Raw genomic sequence first — 21,684 nt, forward strand, 5'->3', positions numbered from 1 at the left:
TACTCTCCCAGCTGTTCTGAACAACTAGGAGAGTACTTGTTTTTTAATTATAATTGCTGTGTGTTTCCTAGAGTAGACTCCGGAGATTCGAGAATGCAACGGGATCCTCTTCGAGTATATCGTTGATTCGCCAAGCCCCATCTTCATTTTTGAGTTCTAAAGTCGTGCTATAGCGGTTCAAGGTCTCTATTTCATGAGTTAAAACTTTGGCTTTAAATTGCATCTTGATTACACCGGTATCAGGGGCAGTCTTCTCGATCCCCATGATGAAAGCGCTAACTACAGAAGATTCCGCTTGTACAGCTTTGGCAGCAGTATAACTTTTTTCAAGTGAGGTACGGTAAGTCTCTTGATAGTTCTTCGTTAAAAGGGGAAGGAGGCTTTGACCTTCTTGCAAATAATTGTCCAAAGTATATGTGTAATACACTTTAGTAAAGCCTAGTGCTAGAGATTCCATTTCTTTGCGTTCAGCAGGGTTAATCGCATTACTTACGGTGGAAGCTAGTACAGATTGCGCAGGGGAGACGAGATTAGAAGTTGTTGAAAACTCGGGAATCCAATGTCCAAGAAGAAATAAGGAAGCTAAGACAACAGAAAAACCCCAAATGTTGCGATTCATTTTCTTCTCACTCCTGTCGTTTGTTGTTTACATAATTATTCTGCAAAAAGTTGAGATTACCTTCTGAGAATTGAAAACCTTTAGAAAAGTGTACTAATTTAAAAATAGTTTTTGGATAGTCTTGGTTAGATGATTAGTCTATCGAGGAGAAGATTACAATATATAATACAATATGTAATACAATATATAAAAAGATTATCTTGCACGTCATATCTAGGCAGGATTTTGCGTCTATTATGGCAAATGAGGTTGATAAAGCTAATGAAAGAAGGGGATGGAAAATGAGTAAGAAATTTCGTAAACTAGCAATTCCAATGGCAGTTGCTTTATTGGTCCAGGGCACACTACCTGCCTCGATATTGGCAGCGGAACTCAGTGCAAAACCTATGAACGTGGTGGAGACTATTGCAGCTCCTACCCAAGTAAAAGTGACTCTGGAAGACGCGATAAAACTAGTGAAAAAGAACTTTGCAGTTCCGGCAGCTTTTACCGAATTTACATCGGGTTATAATAACTATAACGGAAGGCAAACCTGGTCCTTATTCTGGAATTCAAAGGAGGAATCAGGTGGGAGCTTTAATGCGCAAGTTGATGTAGATACCGGTGAAATCATTTATATGAACAGCTGGAACAACATAAGTCCAGCCAATCAAGGTAGTGTTCCTAAGTATACATACGAAGAGGCACAAGTTGTCGCCCGAAGTTTAGTAGAAGGTATTCTCGGCGATCGACTCAGTCAATTAGAGCTTAAGCCAGAAAATACGCAAATTATCCCTGCCATAGACTATGGATATACCACCTATTCCGTGCAATGGCAGCGAGTTGTCAATGGTGTTCCATTCCCTAGTAATGGAGTTAACGTCCAAGTGAATGCATATGATGGTACCGTTACAAGCTATTCTTTTAATTGGAGTAAGGAAACTATCCCAAGTCTTACGGGTGTCATCGTGGAAACTAAGGCACGAGATGCCTTCGTCAATCATAAGCTTCTGGAACTACAGTATTTCCTGAGTTCAGGTGTTAGACCACTGGATAGCAAGATGAGCGATGCCAAAAAAAGTGCCCTGTTGGTCTATCAATTGAGTAATGATGCTTTTAACGGTATGATCGATGCTAAAACAGGTGAACCAATCAAGCTTAACTCGGGGGAGTGGCTCCAAGATTCGTCCTTTGATGCCATAGGTGGTTTGGGGGGCATGGCTAAATCTGCTGCGGAGAATGCTATCACACCTGAGGAGCAGAAAGAAGTCGACAATAACGCCAAGCTCCTTTCACAAGAAAAGGCCGTTGAAAGTGTCAAGAAGTGGGTGGAGATACCTGAGGGACTTACCTTGCGTAGTGCCAATCTAGGCAGACAAGGAGATCTTGATCAAAAACAAGTTTGGTCCTTCGATTGGAGCAGTGAGGATAGCGCCGAAGGATATAACTCTGTGTATGCTCGTGTGGATGCAGCCACCGGAGAAGTCATGGGCTTTAATCTCTATTCCTCCACTCAACCCCCGAAAGGTGCGGATGCCTTAAATCGAGTCGGGGCCAAAGCAGTTGCGGATGCTTTCTTAAAGGAAATTCAACCCAACCGCCTTCTACAAGTTGAATACTTAGAGAATCTAGATAATGGACAAAAGTATCCGGAAGACCAACCCAGCCATGATTATCGTTATCAACGTCTAGTGAATGGGATTCCTGTGCCTGGTAATGGATTCTCCGTCACTGTGGATCGTAATAGTAAAAAAGTGATTGGCTTCGATATGAATTTTGCCGATGTGAACTTCCCCAGCACTTCTGTAGCCATGAGTCAAAAACAAGGTGAAGACACTTTTCTCAATAAAAGAGCTCTAGAGCTAAAATACGTACAAATTAACAAGAATGGCCAATTGTCCGATATACTAATCGTTTATCAACCCAAAATAGAATATAATAACACGGTCTCCAATCTAATGGATGCCAAAACCGGCGAATTTCTTGATTGGCAGGGTAAACCCATCAAGGAACAACCAAGACCATATAACTTCACTGATAGCTCGGGGAGCTTTGCCGAAGAAGAGATCAAACTCCTCGGTCAAGCCGGAGCATTTGGCGAATATGAGAATGAATTCAGACCCACTGAAAATGTCACTGTTGAATCCTTGTTAAGAGCTATGTTCGTTGCCAAAAATGGTGCCTGGTCTTATCAAGGAATGACGGATGAAGAACTTCTGAAACAAGCGAAGGAACTCGGGTGGCTGAAAGAAAATTTGTCACTTAATGATCAAGTCAGTCGCGAGTTGCATGCCAAATTAGTCATTCGGATGCTCCAGCTCGACAAAATTGCTCAGATGGAAGAGCTTTTCCAAGCTCCTTATGAAGATTCAGAGGCATTTAACACCGGAAGCCTTGGCTATATCGCCCTTACCAAGGGTTTGGATGTTATGTACATCGAAGGTGATAAATTTGACCCAACGGAAAAAGTGACCCGTGAAGAAGCGGCTTATACCCTTGTAAAATCACTGATGGCTAATCGCTAAGGTTTATAACTGAATAGTTCTAAGTAGAGAAAGACTGAGAACGGCTACGCCTTCTTCGGGTCTTTCTTTTTTTACTTAACTAAAATTCCGTGTTTCACTCGCCTCTTTAGGAGTCGGGTCCCAAAGGGGGTTGAGTTTAGTCCAATGAAAAGTGCTAAACATAATGGAATAAAAAGGAATGAGATTTGAGGTTGCTAGACTGTGTAGTTCTGAATATGCTGTGTCAGAAATACTTTGTGCATGGGGCGTTGATGGAAAGGAGTTGCCTTTATGAGTACCCTGCCAATGACCGGCGATATTCTGCGAGAATCTTTGGAACTTCATCTTTTCTGGGCGAGGATTATGAAAGAGCATGCCATCTTTTTGGAGAGCGGTTTTATGTGTAAAGATGGCGAGTGGATGCAGGAGGCGGACTCATACAAATGCCAGTTTGAAGAAATCCTTCATGAGGCAAATTGCTTAGCTGATGGAAATGTCAGTATTGAAGTCATGAGATCCGGAGAGTTATTTACCAATAAGACCATTAAGGCAGAGCAAACGACCCAAGAGATGACATGTATCCCAATAGCGACCCAGTTGACGGTCGAAACTATGAGTCTACACCCCTCCATGGGTGGGGGAATGGGAATGATTCCTTATGAACAAGAGATTGTCGAGCAGGTACGCCTACTCAATGAAAAAGCTCTCGCTTGTGCCTGTTCCATGTATGAATATATAGACCGTGCATTGAAGGAAATCAGTCGGTGTTGTATTGTCAGTCATAATTTCCCGTCGATCTATGAACATCAGATGGAAGAAACAGAAATGTATATGAAACAGATCAAGAGGTTGCAGAATAATCAGCATCTAGACACTACCTATTATATAGTGGAGATGCAAATGTTTTGGGATCATATCATGAAAGAGCATGCTGAAGTGATTAGCCATCTGTTGGATCCCAAGGAAAAGGTCATGATTGCCCAAGCTGATCATTTTGCATTGATTTATGAGCAGATATTAAGCAAGTTTAGCGATGGAATGGTGCCTCGCCCTAATCTTAGACAGATTACCAATGAGACTATAAGAGTGACAGAAGAGTTTAAAGACTTTAAAGGGGCGGGTACTGAAGCAATCTTGGCTTGTCGATTAAAATCTCTAATTATTCCCTTATTAGCGGATCACGTCTTACGAGAGGCGATTCATTTCCTGAGGATTCTTGGTCTGCCCATACCAGAGTTCAAAGGCGGAAAAGGGTAATTTCTTAGCAAATAGCCATGGTGGGATTGTAAAAATCAACCATGGCTATTTGCTCTTGGGAAGCCGGGTTTTCCTTCAAAAGGACAAGCTGTTATAATAAAAAGTGATTTACTAAATAATTACGGAGACAGACTAGATTAAGTGAAGGGAGTTAAAACAATGAAGGATAGTACAGTTAAGCATCAGATAGGTTTTATAGGTACAGGCGTTATGGGGAGAAGTATGGTTAAAAATCTATTGAATGCAGGATATTCCGTATCGGTATATAACCGGACTAAAGCTAGTGCGGAAGAACTTTTCGCTTTAGGTGCTGTATGGGTGGATACGGTGGCCGAGTTAGCGCAACAATCCGATGTAATTATCACTATGGTAGGCTACCCTAAGGATGTAGAAGAGGTGTACCTTAACAAAGAGGGATTGATTCCTCATGCCAAACCGGGAAGTGTTTTAATTGATATGACCACGTCTAGCCCGATCTTGGCCAAGAAGATTGCCGAGCAAGGTAAAGCGCGAAGGATAGACACCCTCGATGCGCCAGTATCAGGTGGAGATGTGGGAGCAAAAAATGGTACCCTCGTGATCATGGTTGGCGGAGAAGAAAAGGTTTTCCACTCTGTCAAACCCGTTCTAGAAGCCATGGGAAAAAATATTATCCTTCAGGGACCAGCCGGTGCAGGACAATATACAAAAATGTCCAACCAAGTCACGATTGCCGCTGGCATGGTTGGAGTTTGTGAAGCAATCGCGTATGCACAGAAGGCCGGCTTAGATCCTACAAGAGTTCTGGAAAGTATTGCTGGAGGTGCAGCAGGAAGCTGGTCTTTAAGCAACCTTGGTCCACGGATGATTGCCGGGAATTTTGAACCGGGCTTTTATGTGAAGCATTTTATCAAAGACATGAAGATCGCTTTGGAATCTGCCCAAGAAATGGGTTTGTTGACTCCCGGCCTGGAGCTGGCAAAATCTCTCTATGAGCGATTGGCTGCTGAGGGCGAAGAAAATAGCGGTACCCATGCCTTATACAAGCTCTATATAAAGTAAGTTATGAACGATGGCCTGATTAGCGGCGAAGGATAATCAATAATCCGCTGACGATGAGAATAAGGGGAATGATTAAGCCTAGATTAACTGTGACAGCTAGGGCATTATAGATAAATGATAAATACGCAATCACAGCAATACTGCTCAATATTGCGATAGGAAAAAGGAGCCCTCGCGGGCGATCTGAAGCAAAATAGAGTTGGAGGAGGCCAAAGGCTACTGCTAAGAGGTAAATCGGCCATGTATATTCGGAAAAACGCCAATGGGTCAACATTTCGAACTCAAAGAGAAAACCAATAACGAGTAAGATCCCCCCGGGAACAAGCATTCCGGGGGCTTTCTTGTCGGCAAGATAAGCTCCTTCAAAGAACAAACCCAAGAGAATAAGCAAGAGCGGCCAATGAGTGGCTATCATTCCAAATTGAAATCCGAGGAGATTAGCGCTCAATAGGATACCACCCACCCCGATAAGGAGAATTCCCAAAAACGACTTGTTTCTTTCCATCAAATTTACCTCCTTAGCACTCATATGAATTCATCCTTTAACTAGGTGAAACCTTTTAAGGCCAATTACGTATTAAGAAATGAAGGAAGTGTTTAAATAGTAAAGTATTACTATCATCATTATAAATGGTAGTAACAAAACAAGAAAGTGAATTGGGAAGATAAACAGGGAGGAAATCAACATGACAAATCGTTTGTATCGTTCCTCGAGGGAAAAGATGATTGGCGGCGTGTGTGGAGGGTTGGCAGACTATTTCGATGTGGATGTAACCTTAGTGCGGATAGTCGCACTGATTACCTTATTTATGGGAGGGGCAGGTATTCTACTTTATCTTGCCGCGTTAGTTATTATCCCCAGTGATCGGCATGATCGCCCCATTTCTTATGGTGGGCAAGGAGATCATGTTCAAGATATTATGGATGAGGTCGTACAAAATGTTAAGAATACGGCAAGAGATTTTGGAGTCGACTCTCATACGTACACTACAAGTAAAAAGGATTACCCGCGACGCGGCAGAACAGCAGGAATCATCCTAGTTGCCCTTGGTGTACTATTTCTGCTGAATCAATGGTTTCCGATCTGGGATACCTTGTCTTTTATCCTAAGTAAAATGTGGCCCCTAGTTTTAATTATTCTTGGGGCCACGATGATTTGGAAAAGATCCTAAAAACCGATTCGTTTCAAAACGAGTCCGCCCAATTTTTTTGCTAACGGTAGGCCAACCCTTTTAGCCAAGGGAAAGCCTACCTTTTTTATTAGGGGAAGAGTTACTTTGTCGGCGAGGGCTGGACCTAATCGCTGAGCGAGTTGTGGCGCGAAGTTTCGAGCGAAAGGTGTCCCCAATTCTCGGGCAAGGGTAGGACCGTAATTTTGGAGAAGCCTTAAGCCTTGTTGTTGAAGAAGAGAACTTAGAGATAAGTTGCTGTTTTCAAGAGCATTTTCAGAAGATTTCGCTGGGGAATTCTGAGAAGGCTTTGGTTTTCCAGTCGGCCTTATGATATTAGGTGTTTTTTGATTAACTGTTGTCTGGGGGGTGCTTTGCAATCTTTTATCCGTACTGGACTGTGGTGCACTATTAGGATTTGCGGGTAGGGGATTAGAACTTAGCGGGGATTGTTGCTGAGAAGTTAGTGAAGACGGTGTAGATGGTGCAAGCGGAAGATTATATATATTATTTTGAAAGAATCGAGAGTTGGCTTGAGGGGTGCCCAAGGAATTGCCTTGTGGTTTGGCTGGCGAGAAAAGGTGCATATTTATTCCCTCCTTATGGAAAACACCATTGTCGACTTACCCAATGTTCTAATCCACAATATTCGAGTTATATGGTAAAGGTTACCAATGGACTTAGCAGTACAACTATAATTCGTAATGAATGCTTCGAGATATATCTCACAATCGTTTCCAGAAAAACACTAATGACTTTATAGGTGCATCTGATATATCATTGGTATTGCGGACAGGCAATCATTAAGTATATCAACAGTGTATATTATAATTAGCAGATTTAGATATACTGTGTACTTCGTGATTTGCATGCAGCAATAATCATAAATAATTACAATTATAGGGGGAAATTCTTCGAATGAAAAAGACAAGAGCTCGTGTTTTATCCAGTGCAATTGTTGCAACTATGGTATTAGGCACTGCATTTCCGGCTGCTGTTTTAGCCGACACCCAGGTTCCTGCCGGTGAAACAAAGAGTTCCGTTGATCGTTTATATGGTGAGAATCGTTTTGAGACAGCAGCAAAAGTAGCAATTGAAGGATGGGAAGATTCTAAAGTTGCAATCCTGGCTTCTGGTAAAAAAGAGAACCTCGTGGATGCCCTGACTGCCGCACCCTTTGCTAAGTCTGTGGATGCACCTATTCTATTGACCGATGGGGCAAAGATTCCTGAGGCCACTATCAAGGCGCTTAAGGCCTTAAAAGTTGAAGAAGTTTATACTGTAAGCGGTGCAATTAAAAAGGAAGCTTTAGAGAAGGCTTTCAAAGATAATGAGTTAGAAATTGTAGTTAAAGAGGAGTTAGGTGGCAAGGACCGCTTTGAAACGGCAAAAAATATTGCAGAACAGCTTGAAGGGGTACAAGGGGTTATGGTAACCACAGCCTTTAAGAATGCTGATGCTCTTTCTGTTGCCTCTATAGCGGCTGCGAAGAATATGCCGATTCTTTTAGCCCATCCGAATCAAGGTTTGGAAGCACAGGCAGAATATTTGGATAGCATCAAAGATCAAGTGAAGAAAACCTACGTTCTCGGTGGGGAAACCTTGGTCAGTAAAAAAGTTTATGAGGAATTGCCAGGAAAAGATGGCGAAAGTAAGATTCGTATTTTTGGGGATGATCGTTTCGATACGAACCTGAAAGTTTTAAAGACCTTTTCGGATCTGAAATATGACAAGGTTTATGTAGGCAATGGTTTTGATAACCATCTTGTGGATGCTCTGGTTGTATCTGCTCTTGCAGCAAAAACAAATTCTCCGATTGTCTTGACTGATAATAGTCTCAGCAAAAAAGTAGAAGACTTCTTGCTTCCTAAACTAGGGCAAAAGAGCATCGTAGCCCTCGGTGGATCGACGGTTGTCACTGATAAAGCTCTCACCTTTAATCATGTTCGTCCCCAAGACTTCGGTGTTATGCAGTTTTCGGGTGTGAATGGCTATAATGTTGGTCTCCAAATTGTTGATGGAACTGCAAGGGATTTAAAGAGTGTTGAAGTTACCCTTTATAAGGGGGACAACATCCTTGCAAAAAACACCAGCTTGGATAAACTCTTTAACTCATACCCTGATGCTACACAACTTTCTACTCCCTTTAATATTGACGGAAACTTCGCTGCTGATGGATTCTGGACCTATGGCAAGTATAATGGGACAGTTCTTGATGTTCCCAATAAAGCTGTCATTAAAGTGACCTATTCTGATGATCGTGTTTTCGAAATAGTGAATACCAATCTTACTGGAAATCCTGAAGATCTGAACAAAGAAGCTCTCAACCATGTTAAGGCTGAAGATTTCGGTGTAATGCAAAGCTCTGGAGTTAACGGATACAGTGTTGGCTTCTCCTTAGTGGACAAACTCCCTGTAGATTTAAAGAGCATTGAAGTGAGTTTGGTTAAAGTAGAAACCAGCAAAGATGAAAAAACAGAAGAAGAGCAAGTTACCGAGACAGTCTTGGTTACCAACATGGCTACTCGTGCTAAGAACGCAAAGCTCTTCGAATTGACTGGTAAACAACTTTCTTCTCCCTTTAACATTGATGGATCCTTTGAGGAGGATGGTTACTGGACTTATGGTGAGTTTAAGGGAACAGTTGAAGATGTCCCAACCAAAGCTGTAATCACCATCGAATATCAGGATGGACGCAAATTCACGGTTCAAAGCACTGAGTTAACCGGAGATGTGAAGCTTCTGGATGACCCTACCATCACTTCTGGATTAGCTAAAGCGTTAACTGTTGGTGAAACTGCTGATTTCGAAGTGACCACTGCTCCAAACAGCTTTGCGGCTGAGCCTGCAGCAGCTAATGCCAAGGTTCTTGTCAAGGTGACTTTAACTGAAGGGGACAAGGAAAAGGTGGCTCTTCAATACCTTGAAAATGACGGAACCTATAAGGCTCTTACTTTAGATGAAAAAGGTAGTGCTCTTTATGGTCCTGCAACAGGATTCCCTTTCATCAATGGTGCAAGTCAATTCAAAGTCGCTTTTAGTGAAGCGGGCACCTATAAGTATGCTTTAGAAGTTATAACGGTTGTCGCAGATGGCCAAGAAAATGAAGTCCTTGCTTTCACCACGGGTGAAGTAGTCGTCACTGCAGCGCCTGCAGAGAACAACGAGTAAAACTATAATAGAAAACAGATGTATCACGATCTAAAATAGAATCAGATTGTGGAATTCGAAAAAGGAGGGGGCTACCCCTCCTTTTTGCTTATCAGGTTTCTATGCGACTCTTAGCCCGAACCGGCTAGAATTTCTGTTCATTCTTCACTAAACCGAGTTTCCATTGCCATTGCCATATATCCACCCCGTTCCGGTGGCATTAGGCACCCTTAGCGAGCCGCTAAAGGTGCGCTTCGCCAGTAATTTGATACAGGGGTGCCTGCATAGCCAATCTCTAGGTTTCTTGCCAGCTCAGGATTGAGGCAGACAAGATCATCCCGACCGAGTTCTTGAATGCTCTTTTTCCCCATGGCTTGTAGGGCCATTTTCATTTCTTCTTGGCAAGAAATCAGGAAGTTAGCAAGATGTTGGCTTCCTTCCTCAATATCGAGTTCATTAGTTAGTGCCCCGTTATACAAAGCAAGCTGATGAGCAGGGTGTTGAGGTAGGGCTTTAGTCATCTGCTTTTGTAGAGTGGCTATGATGGCAATAGAACCTATGTATACGGCATCTGCGCCTAACGCTAAAGCTTTTAGCATTTCACCCGGTGTACGGAAGCCACCGGCAGCGATTACAGTGAATTTATCGCGGAGGTTTTGTTCACGGAGCCAATGAATGGTTCTGCCCAAACCAAAGAGGGTAGGTAGGCCCATATCATCTTCCAAAGTAGGAGCAGCAGCAGCAGTTCCACCTTCTTGGCCATCGATGCATATGAAATCAGCCTCTGTCTTGGCGATGACTTCAAGTTCTCTTTCCATGAAGTGAGTAGCTGCTATTTTAATTCCAACCGGAACGGAATAGTCTTGTTTCAACTTTTTAATGAGTTTAACTACGTCATCTGGTGAATTAACCTCGGGTAAGCGAGAGTGTTTTCCTGTGCTTCCGCCCTCTTCGATTTTCCATAGTGCCCGCAAGTGTTCATCCATTTCATCTTCCTTCACAGAAGAAGCAACGGCGCCTCCCCAAGCACCTTGTCCCAGTTGAACTTCAATAGCATCCACCAGCTCCAGCTGTTCTGGGGTATTGAGCCAGCCACCGCGGTTGTACTGACCGATCAAGAAGTCGGCGGCTTCCCGTTCCTCTTCAGATACAGCGGATTCGCCAGTATTGGTAGCTGTTCCGGCCATGGAGGCTCCTTTGGCAAGAGCTATTTTCATGGGCAGATTCAGAGATCCTCCATAGGACATACCAGTGATTAAAATGGGAGTATCCAACTTGAGAGGTTTTTTGGCATGGGGACCGATAACCACTTTGGTTTCAAGGGTGGTATCGTCTGGGGTAGGAAGTTGAAAGAGTTGTCTAGGGTTGAGCAAGAGTTGTTCCCATGGAGATAAACGCAAGGGACTTCCCAGAGGTCTTGAGAGGGCTTTGCCTGTCTCAGCCCGAATCCCCGCCTCGATCACAGCCCTTAAACTCAGTTTTTCAAAGGTTGTGGTCATGACCATAGGATTATTGGGATAGGATTCGGTGAGCATATTTTCTAACATAGCATCGGTTAAAGGATTCATGAGGCGAAGCATCAATTCGTTAAGCATATTTTTACACCTTCTTCTACAAAGTTAGTTTAGTATGTGCATTTTGAGATTTTTTATGGGTAAAAAAATAGCCACGACTAAATCGTGACTGCATAGGGCAATAGTTTACATATGGGTGCATAAAGCACAATTTTAGTACAAAGAACAAGTACACTTTGCTGCGAAGGGAGGATATTAGTCTACTAAAGCAATGGTTTCTATTTCGATAATAGCATCCTTGGGGAGTCTAGCAACTTGTACGGCAGAGCGTGCCGGTGGATTCGCGGGAAAAAAGGTTCCATAGATTTCGTTCATGTCTGCAAAATCATTCATATCTCTTAGGAAAACAGTAACCTTAACGACTTTATCCATCGAGGCACCAGCGCTTTCTAAGATGTTCTTTACATTTTCCAAGGACTGTTGAGTCGCTTTACGAATATCGCTTTCTAATTCACCAGTAGCTGGATTAAGAGGTAATTGGCCAGAAGTAAACACCAAGTTGCCGGCTTTAATTCCTTGAGAATAGGGTCCGATGGCTGCGGGAGCCTTATCAGTGTGTAAAACCTTTTTGGACATAGATGAACCTCCAATTCGAAATGCTTTAGATTAATTTTGTATAAAATTAGCTTGGTCGCGTTGATAATGATTCTATTATAACACCAACCGAGGGTAGACATCCATTAAGATGGCAATATTTGACGAAACGTGTTTAGTTGAAGTCGGTATCCAAACCTGATGGGGCGCAGTGATAGGAATCATTGCACCCCAATTGCTTTAATCAAGTAATGTAGAAAAAAATAAGCTAGCGTTTTCACGTTAGCTTATATAGAGGGTAGAGATCATGGCATGATTATAGTCTAAATAACATCTTGGTATAAGAAGGCAACGGCCACATTTCATAGTCCACCAGAACTTCCAGATGGTCGACGATTTGGCGTAACTCGTTCATAGTCTTGAAGACTAAATCGCGGTATAAGATGCCTTGTCTATAGGCGTCTCCATGAAGCTGTTTTGCTGCTGTGGTTGCATCTTGTAAGTCTTTGATTATAAGGCCAAGGTCTTTAAGCAAGGGGGCGATTTCGTTGAGCAAATCTTTCTGTGCTGAAACATCTGCTTTCGGATCTGCAGTGCGAATCGTATTAATAGAGTTCGCCAGCTCAGTTGAGTATCGAACAACAGCGGGGAGGACCTGGCGTTTAGCCACGTCAATCATGGTGAGGGCTTCAATATTAATAGTTTTGGAATATAGCTCAAGATAGATTTCGTAGCGAGAGTGAAGTTCTGTGTGACTGAAGACCCCATGCTTTTTGAAGAGATCAATGGTTTTGTTACTGATTAATGCGGAAATAGCTTCCACTGTGGAAGTGAGATTGGGTAAGCCTCGTCTCTCAGCCTCCTTAACCCACTCTTCGGAATAACCATTGCCATCGAAGATTACTCGGGAATGATTGATGGCGACTTCTCGTAGAATAGCTTGAAGCTCACTATGGAAGTCATCAGCTTGCTCTAAGCGATCTGCCATTTGGGAAAGAACTTCAGCCACAATGGTGTTGATTATCACATTGGGACCTGCAATGGAAAGGGAAGAGGGTACCATGCGGAATTCAAATTTGTTACCTGTAAAAGCAAAGGGGGAGGTCCGGTTGCGGTCTGTAGAGTCCTTGGGCAGGGAAGGTAGAGTTGATACTCCAATGGTCATTTGACCTCCCTGTTTGGAGGTATTGGGTTTGCCGATTTTTAGCTGTTCAATAATATCAGATAATTCATCACCAAGGAAGATGGAGATAATGGCGGGTGGTGCTTCATTGGCTCCCAGTCGATGGTCATTGCCAGGGTTGGCCGCAGATGCCCTGAGAAGTTCAGCGTTATCATCAACAGCTTTAATAACGGCGCAAATAAATGTCAAGAACTGTGCGTTCTCATGAGGAGTTGTGCCCGGTTCGAGTAAGTTCGCGCCTTCATCTGTGCTTAAAGACCAATTGTTGTGTTTGCCTGAACCATTCACACCAGCAAAGGGTTTTTCATGGAGGAGACAAGCAAGGGCATGGCGATTAGCAACCTTATGCAAGGTATCCATAATAAGTTGATTATGGTCGGTGGCAATATTGGTTGTAGCAAAAATTGGAGCAATTTCATATTGGCCAGGAGCAGCCTCTTTGTGTTGGGTTTTGGCAGGAACCCCCAGCTTCCATAACTCAATATTGACCTCTTGCATAAAGGCTGTCACGCGCTCATTGATACTGCCAAAATAATGGTCCTCCATTTCCTGACCTTTAGGAGGCAATACGCCAAAAAGAGTGCGGCCTGTAAGCATGAGGTCTAAACGTTTTTGATGGTATTTCTTTTCAATAAGGAAGAATTCCTGCTCGGCACCAACAGTGGGAGTAACCCGTTTAGCAGTGCTATTACCAAATAAACGGAGTATTCTTAATGCTTGTTTCGAGAGAGTTTCCATAGAACGCAAAAGCGGTGTTTTTTTGTCTAATGCTTCACCTGTATAGGAACAGAAGGCGGTAGGGATACAGAGTATAACCTTGCCTGCATCCTCGCGCAGAAAAGCGGGAGAGGTGCAATCCCATGCTGTATATCCTCTGGCTTCAAAGGTGGAACGGATACCACCATTAGGAAAGGAGGAAGCATCCGGTTCGCCTTTAATCAGCTCTTTGCCGGAGAATTCCATAATCACTCGTCCATCAGCAGTAGGAGAGATAAAAGAGTCGTGCTTTTCTGCAGTATAGCCAGTCATGGGTTGGAACCAATGGGTATAATGTGTTGCGCCATTTTCGATGGCCCAGTCCTTCATGGCATTAGCGACCACTTCAGCGACCTCTAGTTGCAAGGGAAGGCCTTCATCGAGGGTCTTATGGAGCGCTTTATAAGTGTTCTTGGGTAACTTCTCCCGCATAACCGTATCATTAAATACATTTTTTCCGAAGAAATCCATTCTTTTATCCTCCCTTAATCCGGCTAAACAAAGAAAAAGACCCTCATAGGACTCTCTGCTCAGAAAATCTCTATAGAGCGTCTTTGCTCACGAATACCTTATCCTATAAACTATCATATCTTTTTTCAAAATACAAGATGTTTAACAGACAATTGAATAGTTTGTTACAATTCTCCTCTAGTATTAATATAATATGTCCGTTTCATATTACATTAAGTATAGTTTTCTCCTTTTAGAAGATAATAAATTTGTCTGCTTAGCAATTAAAAGGAGGGTGTCGTTATGTTTAAACACATCAAGGATATGGAATACACAGTGCATGTTGATCGCCCCGATCCCCGGTTTGCTAATCTATTGCTCGAGCAATTTGGGGGTCCCCATGGTGAACTAAAAGCTGCAATGCAGTATTTCTCCCAGGCTGTGGGGTGCAACAATCCTCAGATTCGGGACATGCTACATGATATTGCAGCAGAAGAGCTGAGCCATTTCGAGATGGTAGGGGAATGTATCGCTATGCTACTTGGTCCAACAGATAAAGTGTCTCGGGATTTTCCTGCTATACATATGGCGCTCTTATCTGGAGGCCCGCCTATTACGAATTGTATGGGAGCTCCCTGGACTTCGGCATATATCGAGACCTCCGGCGATCTTTATACGGATTTGGCTTCTAACTCGACAGCAGAGCTTCGTGCTAAGCTAATATATGAACGCTTATTGCAGCAAACCGATGATGCAGGAGTCAAAGATATGGTTCGTTTTCTTCTTAGTCGGGAAGAATCTCATAATTTCTCTTTCATGCAAGCAATTGAAACCCTTAAAGGCACCGGGACAGATGCGAATTTCCGCGATTCCGAGTTCTCGAAAAAGTATATGAATTTATCTACTGGGGTGGGAGATTCTCGCGGGCCTTGGAATCAAGGCAATGGGATTCAATATGAAGAGTGCCCCAATGAGAAATATGGAGGACCCGCTCAATATGGTAAAGATCGCGGCGCGGACAGCAAAGGAGAGGTTGGCCCTGGCTATAACGATAAAACCAGAAATAACCCTCAATACACACAACCCAAACCAATAACGCCAAATGTACCGGGGCAAGAAAATCAAATGCATTAACCTCAGAAGTATCTAAAACGAGAAAATATACAGTAACAATGGATCATTTGACTGGAGGAATGGCAAATGGCTTGGCGAGAATCACGGCTTATGCAGGTTATATGGACCGTTCTAAGGGTCTATGTAGGATGGGAATGGTTTAGTCATGGCCTCGATAAAGTGTTTGGTGCAAGTTCTGCGGTTTGGGTTGGACCGCAAGCCGGTACGGCAGTGACGGGTTTTCTGAATGCTGCCTTAGCCAAGACGGGCGGTCAGCATCCGGACGTTCAAGGCTGGTATGGCACGTTCATCGAAAATGTTGCTTTGCCAAATGCCACTATTTTTGGTTACATTGTGGCTTGGGGTGAATTGTTAGTTGGGATAGGGCTAATTCTTGGTTTGTTTACTTCCCTTGCCCTCCTAGCTGCTATATTGATGAACTTAAGCTATCTACTAGCTGGAGCAGTCAGTACTAATCCTGTTATGCTTTTTTGGGAAGGTTTGCTTCTTTGGGCCGGTGCCGCTGCTTACTATTGGGGTGTGGATCGAGTCTTCCTCCCTCGTTGGAAGAAGTGGCGATTGGCAAAGGGATAGTAAAGCTGTTCACGTACGCAACAACGTAACTGAAAAGATGCTCTCTAGAGGTATGGAATTCAACCTATCCTCTAGGGAGCATCTTTAATATTAATCATATTTTATGATTATGTTTATGATCATGGTCGAGTGAATGTTTATGATCATGGTCGTGTGAATGATCGTGAGCATGGTCATGTGAATGTCCATGAGCGTGGTCGCCTGAGTGATCATGCTCGTGCCCGTGCTCATGCTCGAGGCCTAAGAAGTGCGCTAATCGATGCTCTTTATCAGGAAGGGTATCCATCCACCCGTCATTAGCATCGGCTTTGCTATCAAGTGTCTTGATATACGGCTTGATATCTAAGAGGGGAGTGCCATTATAGACATCAATACCGGAGATTAGAATCTCATGCCCCTCGATATTTTTCAGTTCCACTACACTTAAGCCGATTGGATTCGGGCGGCGGGGTGTACGACTGGCAAAAACTCCGACTTCCAACTCTGGGGCAAAGGGAGGGTTGATTTTTAAGCTCTGTTCAGAGACTTTGTCCAGATAGAATAGTACTGTAATATAGCGAAAAGACGCAAGAGAATCTAGCCCATCGGTATGTTCGGGATTAAGACTAATCCAAAACTCTCCAGGCGCATCTCGATGAGGTTGATTAGGTATCGGAAGAGAAGGAAGATAAGGGGTGTGAATAGTACCAATAGCTTGGAATTCGATTTTCATATCCATCAACCTTTCTCAAGAACGATGCGATGATTGAGTAAATTCATATCCTTAATGACTGCACGAATGAACTTTTGCTTGCCATAGATGTCGACGATTTTTAGGCCTTCTTCATGGGGTTCTATAATATCCACCGCTTCCATAAACAAAACTTCCTCCGCACCTTCTTTTAAATAAGCATTCGCTTCACACATTGCCATTCCTCCTTTAAATTGCTATGAAAAGACCATGGAGATGCCGTTAAAACGGTAAGACCTCCATGGTCTTTATTAATCCATTTTTTATATAGTCTTTATTCTCCATACTATTTAAATTTCCTTCTCAGATTTACATGTTTCTCAGTGAAATCGGGAATTTTAATAGATGTATTTAACAAGCTAATAGGGAGGTGTAATTTTATGCCAATGATTCATTTTGACGGTCCCGAACTTTCCATGGATCAGAAGCGGAGTCTAATTCACGGTATATCTCAAGCGGCTTCTCAAGCAACGGGTTTGCCTATGGCGTCTTTCACTGTTGTTCTCGACGAACATAAGTATAGTAATTTTGGTATTGGTGGAGATGTTTTAGTGGAGAGTCCATACTGGGATAAGGTCAAAGAGATTAAAGATTAAGAAGTCATCAAATGAAAGCCGGTGGGTAGCTGCCGGCTTTTTTATTTTGGGCCGAAGATACTATTGAAAAAAGATGACTTTTGTTGGATGATTAGGGAAACAGAGTGAAAAAAGAGAAGGTGTGAATATGCAGAAGAAATTGGAGAGCATCCTGCTAAAAAGAGATTGGTCTGGGGGCCGTGAGATTCTAAGAGAGAAAGATAGCATTCGAGGCCTCATGAGCAGGATTTATGTGAAGGATGGCTTGATGTTTTGGCGGGCTATAGAGGCCTTGGGTGTAGCTGCTGCTTTGGTAGAAGAGCAGAATAAGGGTTACGCCGCAGAGCTTATCAGGCGCTACTTCTGGTCCTTGAATGATGAATCCGGCGGAACGGCCTGGAATGCTTCCGAGGCGATTGGCAGCATCATGGCTCATAACCCGAAAGAATGCGGACATTTTAATTGGCAGTTGGCAAATCTCAGCGATGACGAAAGCTTGCAAGTGGGTGTTCTCTGGGGACTATGTAATCTTGCGATTGTCTTTCCAAAAGCAGTGGATCCGGTTTTTGAGAAAGTCTGTCCTTTTCTATCTGTAGAGAATGCCGAATTAAGGGGCTTAGCGGTATGGACTTTTTCCTTAATGGAGAATTATGCGCAGGCAAAAGAAATGTGGGTGATTCCTGAAGATCTAAAGAAAAGACTGGAACAGGATCATTCGATGCTCGAGATTTATATCGATGGTGAATTACTACCATTTAAAGTTTCAGAGTTGTTAAAAAAGGAAGTCATTACTTTTTACACTAAAGAGTTCCAGCAAGGAGACTTCACCTGGAGCATTTGTGTTGCCAGCTCACAAAGAGGTCTCTGTTGGTTGAGCATTGGTAACCCGGGAACAGAAGAAAGTGAACTTAGAGCCTGGGCTAAAAAGCAAGCGCCAGGGGCACTCGTCCTGTGGGGAATGCATCCTAATTGCGAAGTGATAACGCAATTGACTGAGTACTTTGCAGGAAGTCGTCAAGAATTCACTATCCCTATCGACTCACGTGGGACACCCTTTCAACGAAAGGTTTGGGAGGAGCTACGAAGAATCCCTTATGGGGAAACACTGAGTTATGGAGAAGTTGCTCGAAATGTAGGAAATCCTAAAGGCCCACGAGCTGTAGGCATGGCGAATAATAGGAATCCTATCGGCATCATTACCCCTTGTCATCGGGTGGTCGGAAAAAGCGGAGATTTGGTCGGCTATGCCAGTGGTCTTGATCATAAAGAACGTCTTCTTAGCTTGGAGGCTTCCCATTGCCAAGAATAGCAAGATTGGAACAAATGGTGTAATTATTAAGAACGGAGGGCGTAACTTTGAATGGGAAGGTGATGTTTCAAGGCTTAGTCCATATTGGGATTAAGACAGTGGATATGGACCGATCTGTGACCTTTTATAAGGATGTCTTGGGATTTGATCTCATCGAGAGAATTAAACCAGGAAAGGTTGAGCTTATTTTCATGAAATTTGGGGAGAATGTTATTGAGCTCATTGAGATTGATGACCAACGTAAATTTGAAGATGGTGTGATCAATCACCTTGCCCTAAAGGTTGAGGATATCTTCCAGGCAGTTACTTGGCTGAAAGACCACCATGTAGAATGTATTAATGAAGAACCTCGTGAAATGGGGGAAGGGCGCTTTAACTTTTTCTTTCGAGGCCCCTCTGGAGAAAAACTCGAACTTTATCAAGGTTAACTAGTAGTGAACTAAGGAAAATGGAGGCAATATTAAGTTGAGTTACCGAGATGAGGGCAAAGGGAGTTATAATTGGCAAAATGGTGAGAAACGTTATTATACCTTAAACCAGCATTTTCGCGATTTTTTTGGTGATAAGGTCTTTAAGGTATCACTGGATGCGGGATTTACCTGCCCGAACCGTGATGGTCGAGTAGGGCAAGGGGGTTGCATCTACTGCAGTGCGCGGGGATCAGGGGATTTTGCCGGGCAAGTAGACCAATCTATTCATGATCAGTTTCGTGTAGTTAAAGAAGTTATGAGTCATAAATGGTCTCAAGCCAAATATCTGGCTTATTTTCAAGCATATACCAATACCTATGCCCCCGTCGAACGCCTGCGAGCAGTTTATGAGCAAGCTTTGCAGGAGGAGGGGGTAGTAGGTCTGTCCATCGCTACCCGCCCGGATTGTTTACCGGAAGAGGTTTTGGATTATTTAGCAGAGTTGAATGAGAGGACCTATCTATGGGTGGAGTTAGGCTTACAAAGCATTCATGACCGCACCATGGCATGGGTGGGTCGGGGGCACACTTATGAGGATTTCCTGTTGGGGCTAGAAAAATTGCGCCAAAGAAATATTCGAGTATGTGCCCATTTGATTTACGGGCTGCCGGGGGAAACCATAGAGGATATGTTCGACTCTGCTCAAGCTGTCACCAAGCTCGATCTGCAAGGGCTCAAACTTCATCTTCTCCATGTCCTGCGGGGAACACCAATGGCCAAATTATACGAAGACAATCCGTTTCCTATGCTTACTCAGGAAGAATATATTCAGCTGATTTGCAATACCCTAGAAATTCTTCCTGCCCAGATGGTGATACACCGTTTAACAGGAGACGCTCCGCGGCAGGATCTAATTGCCCCCCTCTGGAGTCTCAAGAAGTGGGAGATTCTCAACGGTATTGATCAGGAGTTAGAAAGACGTGGAACTTGGCAAGGGAAGAAGCTATAACAAAAACAAACGACTAACCTGCTGATCTCCTTATTGGAGGGCAGTTTAGCCGTTCAATAGCATCCTTTCATTAAAGGAATTCTGAGCATTGATTAATTAAGTTGGCAGTCTTTACGTAATTAGCTGTACTAATGATTAGGGTAATGAACAATTTTTCCTTCCCAAGTTCTTAATATAGCTTCATGCTCATTAAGGGAAACAAGGTATTGAGGTAGAATTGGAGTTTTACCACCCCCACCTGGAGCGTTTATAATATACGTCGGAATTGCCATACCGGAGGTGTAGCCACGTAAGTGATCCATAATCTTTAAACCGTCTTGAATACGGGGAATGAAGTGACTTGTCCCTTTGACATTTTTGGCATGGAAAATATAATAGGGTCGTACCCGTATCTTAAGAAGCTCTTGGTTAAGTCGTTTCATAATATCGGGTTGATCATTAATCCCTTTGAGGAGAACAGCTTGATTGCCTAAGATGACACCGGCCTTAATTAATCGGTCAGCAGCTTTCTTGGTTTCTTCGGTCACCTCTTTGGGATGATTGAACTGAGTATTGATATAAAGGGGTGGATATTTTTCAAGAATCTTACATAGGTTTTCGGTGATTCGCATGGGAAGAGTTACGGGGACCCGAGTACCGATGCGTTTGATCTCTACATGCGGAATTCCATGCAATTCTCCTAAAAGCCAATCCAGCATTTGATCGCTGAGGAGAAGGGAGTCGCCCCCCGTTATCAAGACATCGCGAATTTCTGGATTAGAGCGTACATAGTCTAAGGCTGCCTCCAGATTAGCGCGGGTTTCATGGAGATCCGTTTCTCCAATATTCCGACGGCGTTGACAGTGCCGGCAGTACATGGCACAAAGATTAGTAACATTGATAATTAATCGATCAGGATAACGGCGCGTGATACAGGGTGCAGGAGAAGTAAACTCTTCACCCATGGGATCTTCTTCCCCAGATGAATCACGGATTTCTTGAATAGAAGGAAGACTTTGCAAGCGGATGGGATCTTGAGGATCATCCTTATCGATCAGGCTCAGATAATAGGGAGAAACCGCCCAACGATAGGCTTTTCCGACTTCGCTAATCTCATGAATTTGTTTTATTGTCAGTGGCAATAGATTGCTTAGGGTTTCTGGATTTTGAATGCGGTTTTTGAGTTGCCACCGCCAATCCTGCCAATCATCAAGGTTAGCATCGAATTGCCCCAGAATAATATCTCGATTCTTATTGTATTCCTCGCTTAAAGCAAGACCACTAGGAATTGTTTCTTTGCATTTAAAGTAAGGCTGAGCCATTTGCTTTAATTCTAAGGCCCTTGCCTGTGAAGCTTCTCTAGGGTTAGGGGGTAGGAATTCCACTGCCATAATGTTTACCTCCTCTATTCGTACTCGAGAGCTAAGAAGTTTCTTTAGGCCAAATAAAAAAAGAACCGATACGGTCCCCAAAGCAAAGCATTATACATAAATAGGTGTGCTTTCACCCTTTCATGTGTCTCAGTGCTGACGAGGTTAGCTGACGGATTCGAGCTGAAACATGCTCTACGCTAAGAAGCGATTCACCCCAATATTGGTTCCCCCGTTTTCCCTCTGGGAAATTAAGCCTTATGAAGTTGCATAACTAACAACTTAATAGTAACATATGGGTTGGTGGCGGTCAATTACAGATTTGTGTTCATCTAAACTTTTTTGTATTACTGCGGCTGGAATTATAACTAACTGCGCT

General features: G+C 43.2%; 19 protein-coding genes and 1 riboswitch. Of the genes, 11 read left to right on the forward strand and 8 right to left on the reverse strand.

From position 1 onward, the window contains the following. Positions 1–67: 67 nt before the first annotated feature. Positions 68–619 carry a hypothetical protein gene (locus DESDI_RS05010; protein ID WP_015261551.1) on the reverse strand — a complete coding sequence of 184 codons (552 nt, stop codon included), beginning with the start codon at positions 617–619 and terminating at the stop codon, positions 68–70. A gap of 281 nt (positions 620–900) precedes the next feature. Between DESDI_RS05010 and DESDI_RS05015 the strand changes: the two genes are divergently transcribed. The 3 genes from DESDI_RS05015 to DESDI_RS05025 all read left to right on the forward strand — a co-directional run bounded on the left by DESDI_RS05015 (position 901) and on the right by DESDI_RS05025 (position 5,400). Next, positions 901–3,123 (forward strand): YcdB/YcdC domain-containing protein, encoded by a 2,223-nt coding sequence (locus tag DESDI_RS05015; RefSeq protein ID WP_015261552.1) that lies wholly within the window; start codon positions 901–903, stop codon positions 3,121–3,123. Positions 3,124–3,393: 270 nt separating this feature from the next. Further along, entirely contained in the window at positions 3,394–4,359 is a 966-nt protein-coding gene (locus tag DESDI_RS05020) for a DUF2935 domain-containing protein (RefSeq protein ID WP_015261553.1), read from the forward strand. Between the two features lie 159 nt (positions 4,360–4,518). Further along, positions 4,519–5,400, forward strand: a complete 882-nt coding sequence (locus tag DESDI_RS05025) for an NAD(P)-dependent oxidoreductase (RefSeq protein ID WP_015261554.1) — start codon at positions 4,519–4,521, stop codon at positions 5,398–5,400. 19 nt (positions 5,401–5,419) lie between these two features. Here the strand turns inward: DESDI_RS05025 and DESDI_RS05030 are convergent, their stop codons facing one another. Beyond that, positions 5,420–5,905, reverse strand: a complete 486-nt coding sequence (locus DESDI_RS05030) for a LiaF transmembrane domain-containing protein (RefSeq protein ID WP_015261555.1) — start codon at positions 5,903–5,905, stop codon at positions 5,420–5,422. 181 nt (positions 5,906–6,086) lie between these two features. Between DESDI_RS05030 and DESDI_RS05035 the strand changes: the two genes are divergently transcribed. Both DESDI_RS05035 and DESDI_RS05045 read left to right on the forward strand, forming a co-directional pair. After that, positions 6,087–6,572 (forward strand): PspC domain-containing protein, encoded by a 486-nt coding sequence (locus tag DESDI_RS05035; protein ID WP_015261556.1) that lies wholly within the window; start codon positions 6,087–6,089, stop codon positions 6,570–6,572. Between the two features lie 915 nt (positions 6,573–7,487). Continuing rightward, entirely contained in the window at positions 7,488–9,740 is a 2,253-nt protein-coding gene (locus tag DESDI_RS05045) for a cell wall-binding repeat-containing protein (protein ID WP_015261558.1), read from the forward strand. 209 nt (positions 9,741–9,949) lie between these two features. On the opposite strand, the gene DESDI_RS05050 is transcribed toward DESDI_RS05045, so the two are convergent. From DESDI_RS05050 to DESDI_RS05060, 3 genes are all read right to left on the reverse strand, one after another. After that, positions 9,950–11,314, reverse strand: coding sequence for an FMN-binding glutamate synthase family protein (locus DESDI_RS05050; protein WP_015261559.1), 1,365 nt, complete (start codon positions 11,312–11,314; stop codon positions 9,950–9,952). A 174-nt stretch (positions 11,315–11,488) separates the two neighbouring features. Beyond that, complete coding sequence (locus tag DESDI_RS05055) at positions 11,489–11,869, reverse strand: RidA family protein (RefSeq protein WP_015261560.1); 381 nt, start codon at positions 11,867–11,869, stop codon at positions 11,489–11,491. Positions 11,870–12,143: 274 nt separating this feature from the next. Continuing rightward, on the reverse strand, positions 12,144–14,237 hold the full coding sequence (locus DESDI_RS05060) for a glutamine synthetase III family protein (protein WP_015261561.1): 2,094 nt from the start codon (positions 14,235–14,237) through the stop codon (positions 12,144–12,146). Positions 14,238–14,519: 282 nt separating this feature from the next. Here DESDI_RS05060 and DESDI_RS05065 point away from each other — a divergent pair, with 282 nt between their 5' ends. Together DESDI_RS05065 and DESDI_RS05070 are read left to right on the forward strand one after the other, a co-directional pair. Continuing rightward, positions 14,520–15,350, forward strand: coding sequence for a manganese catalase family protein (locus DESDI_RS05065; RefSeq protein ID WP_015261562.1), 831 nt, complete (start codon positions 14,520–14,522; stop codon positions 15,348–15,350). 66 nt (positions 15,351–15,416) lie between these two features. Further along, positions 15,417–15,923, forward strand: a complete 507-nt coding sequence (locus DESDI_RS05070) for a DoxX family protein (protein ID WP_015261563.1) — start codon at positions 15,417–15,419, stop codon at positions 15,921–15,923. A gap of 94 nt (positions 15,924–16,017) precedes the next feature. Here DESDI_RS05070 and tsaA read toward each other — a convergent pair whose 3' ends face one another. After that, a complete protein-coding gene (gene tsaA / locus DESDI_RS05075; RefSeq protein WP_041219738.1) occupies positions 16,018–16,635 on the reverse strand; it encodes a tRNA (N6-threonylcarbamoyladenosine(37)-N6)-methyltransferase TrmO in 618 nt (205 codons plus the stop codon). Between the two features lie 5 nt (positions 16,636–16,640). Beyond that, on the reverse strand, positions 16,641–16,829 hold the full coding sequence (locus DESDI_RS05080) for a CooT family nickel-binding protein (protein WP_015261565.1): 189 nt from the start codon (positions 16,827–16,829) through the stop codon (positions 16,641–16,643). A gap of 204 nt (positions 16,830–17,033) precedes the next feature. On the opposite strand from DESDI_RS05080, the gene DESDI_RS05085 reads away from it, so the two are divergent. The 4 genes from DESDI_RS05085 (at position 17,034) to mnmL (ending at position 19,956) form a co-directional block, all read left to right on the forward strand. After that, positions 17,034–17,249, forward strand: a complete 216-nt coding sequence (locus DESDI_RS05085) for a tautomerase family protein (RefSeq protein ID WP_015261566.1) — start codon at positions 17,034–17,036, stop codon at positions 17,247–17,249. Between the two features lie 127 nt (positions 17,250–17,376). Beyond that, positions 17,377–18,537, forward strand: coding sequence for a DVU0298 family protein (locus tag DESDI_RS05090; RefSeq protein WP_015261567.1), 1,161 nt, complete (start codon positions 17,377–17,379; stop codon positions 18,535–18,537). 47 nt (positions 18,538–18,584) lie between these two features. After that, positions 18,585–18,965 (forward strand): VOC family protein, encoded by a 381-nt coding sequence (locus DESDI_RS05095; protein ID WP_015261568.1) that lies wholly within the window; start codon positions 18,585–18,587, stop codon positions 18,963–18,965. A 37-nt stretch (positions 18,966–19,002) separates the two neighbouring features. Continuing rightward, positions 19,003–19,956 (forward strand): tRNA modification radical SAM protein MnmL/YtqA, encoded by a 954-nt coding sequence (gene mnmL / locus DESDI_RS05100; protein ID WP_015261569.1) that lies wholly within the window; start codon positions 19,003–19,005, stop codon positions 19,954–19,956. A 128-nt stretch (positions 19,957–20,084) separates the two neighbouring features. Here mnmL and eam read toward each other — a convergent pair whose 3' ends face one another. Further along, positions 20,085–21,326, reverse strand: coding sequence for a glutamate 2,3-aminomutase (gene eam / locus DESDI_RS05105; RefSeq protein ID WP_015261570.1), 1,242 nt, complete (start codon positions 21,324–21,326; stop codon positions 20,085–20,087). A gap of 119 nt (positions 21,327–21,445) precedes the next feature. Continuing rightward, a riboswitch (cyclic di-AMP (ydaO/yuaA leader) is annotated at positions 21,446–21,573 on the reverse strand. Positions 21,574–21,684 lie beyond the last annotated feature (111 nt).

This window comes from Desulfitobacterium dichloroeliminans LMG P-21439, assembly GCF_000243135.2.
Classification (GTDB): domain Bacteria; phylum Bacillota; class Desulfitobacteriia; order Desulfitobacteriales; family Desulfitobacteriaceae; genus Desulfitobacterium; species Desulfitobacterium dichloroeliminans.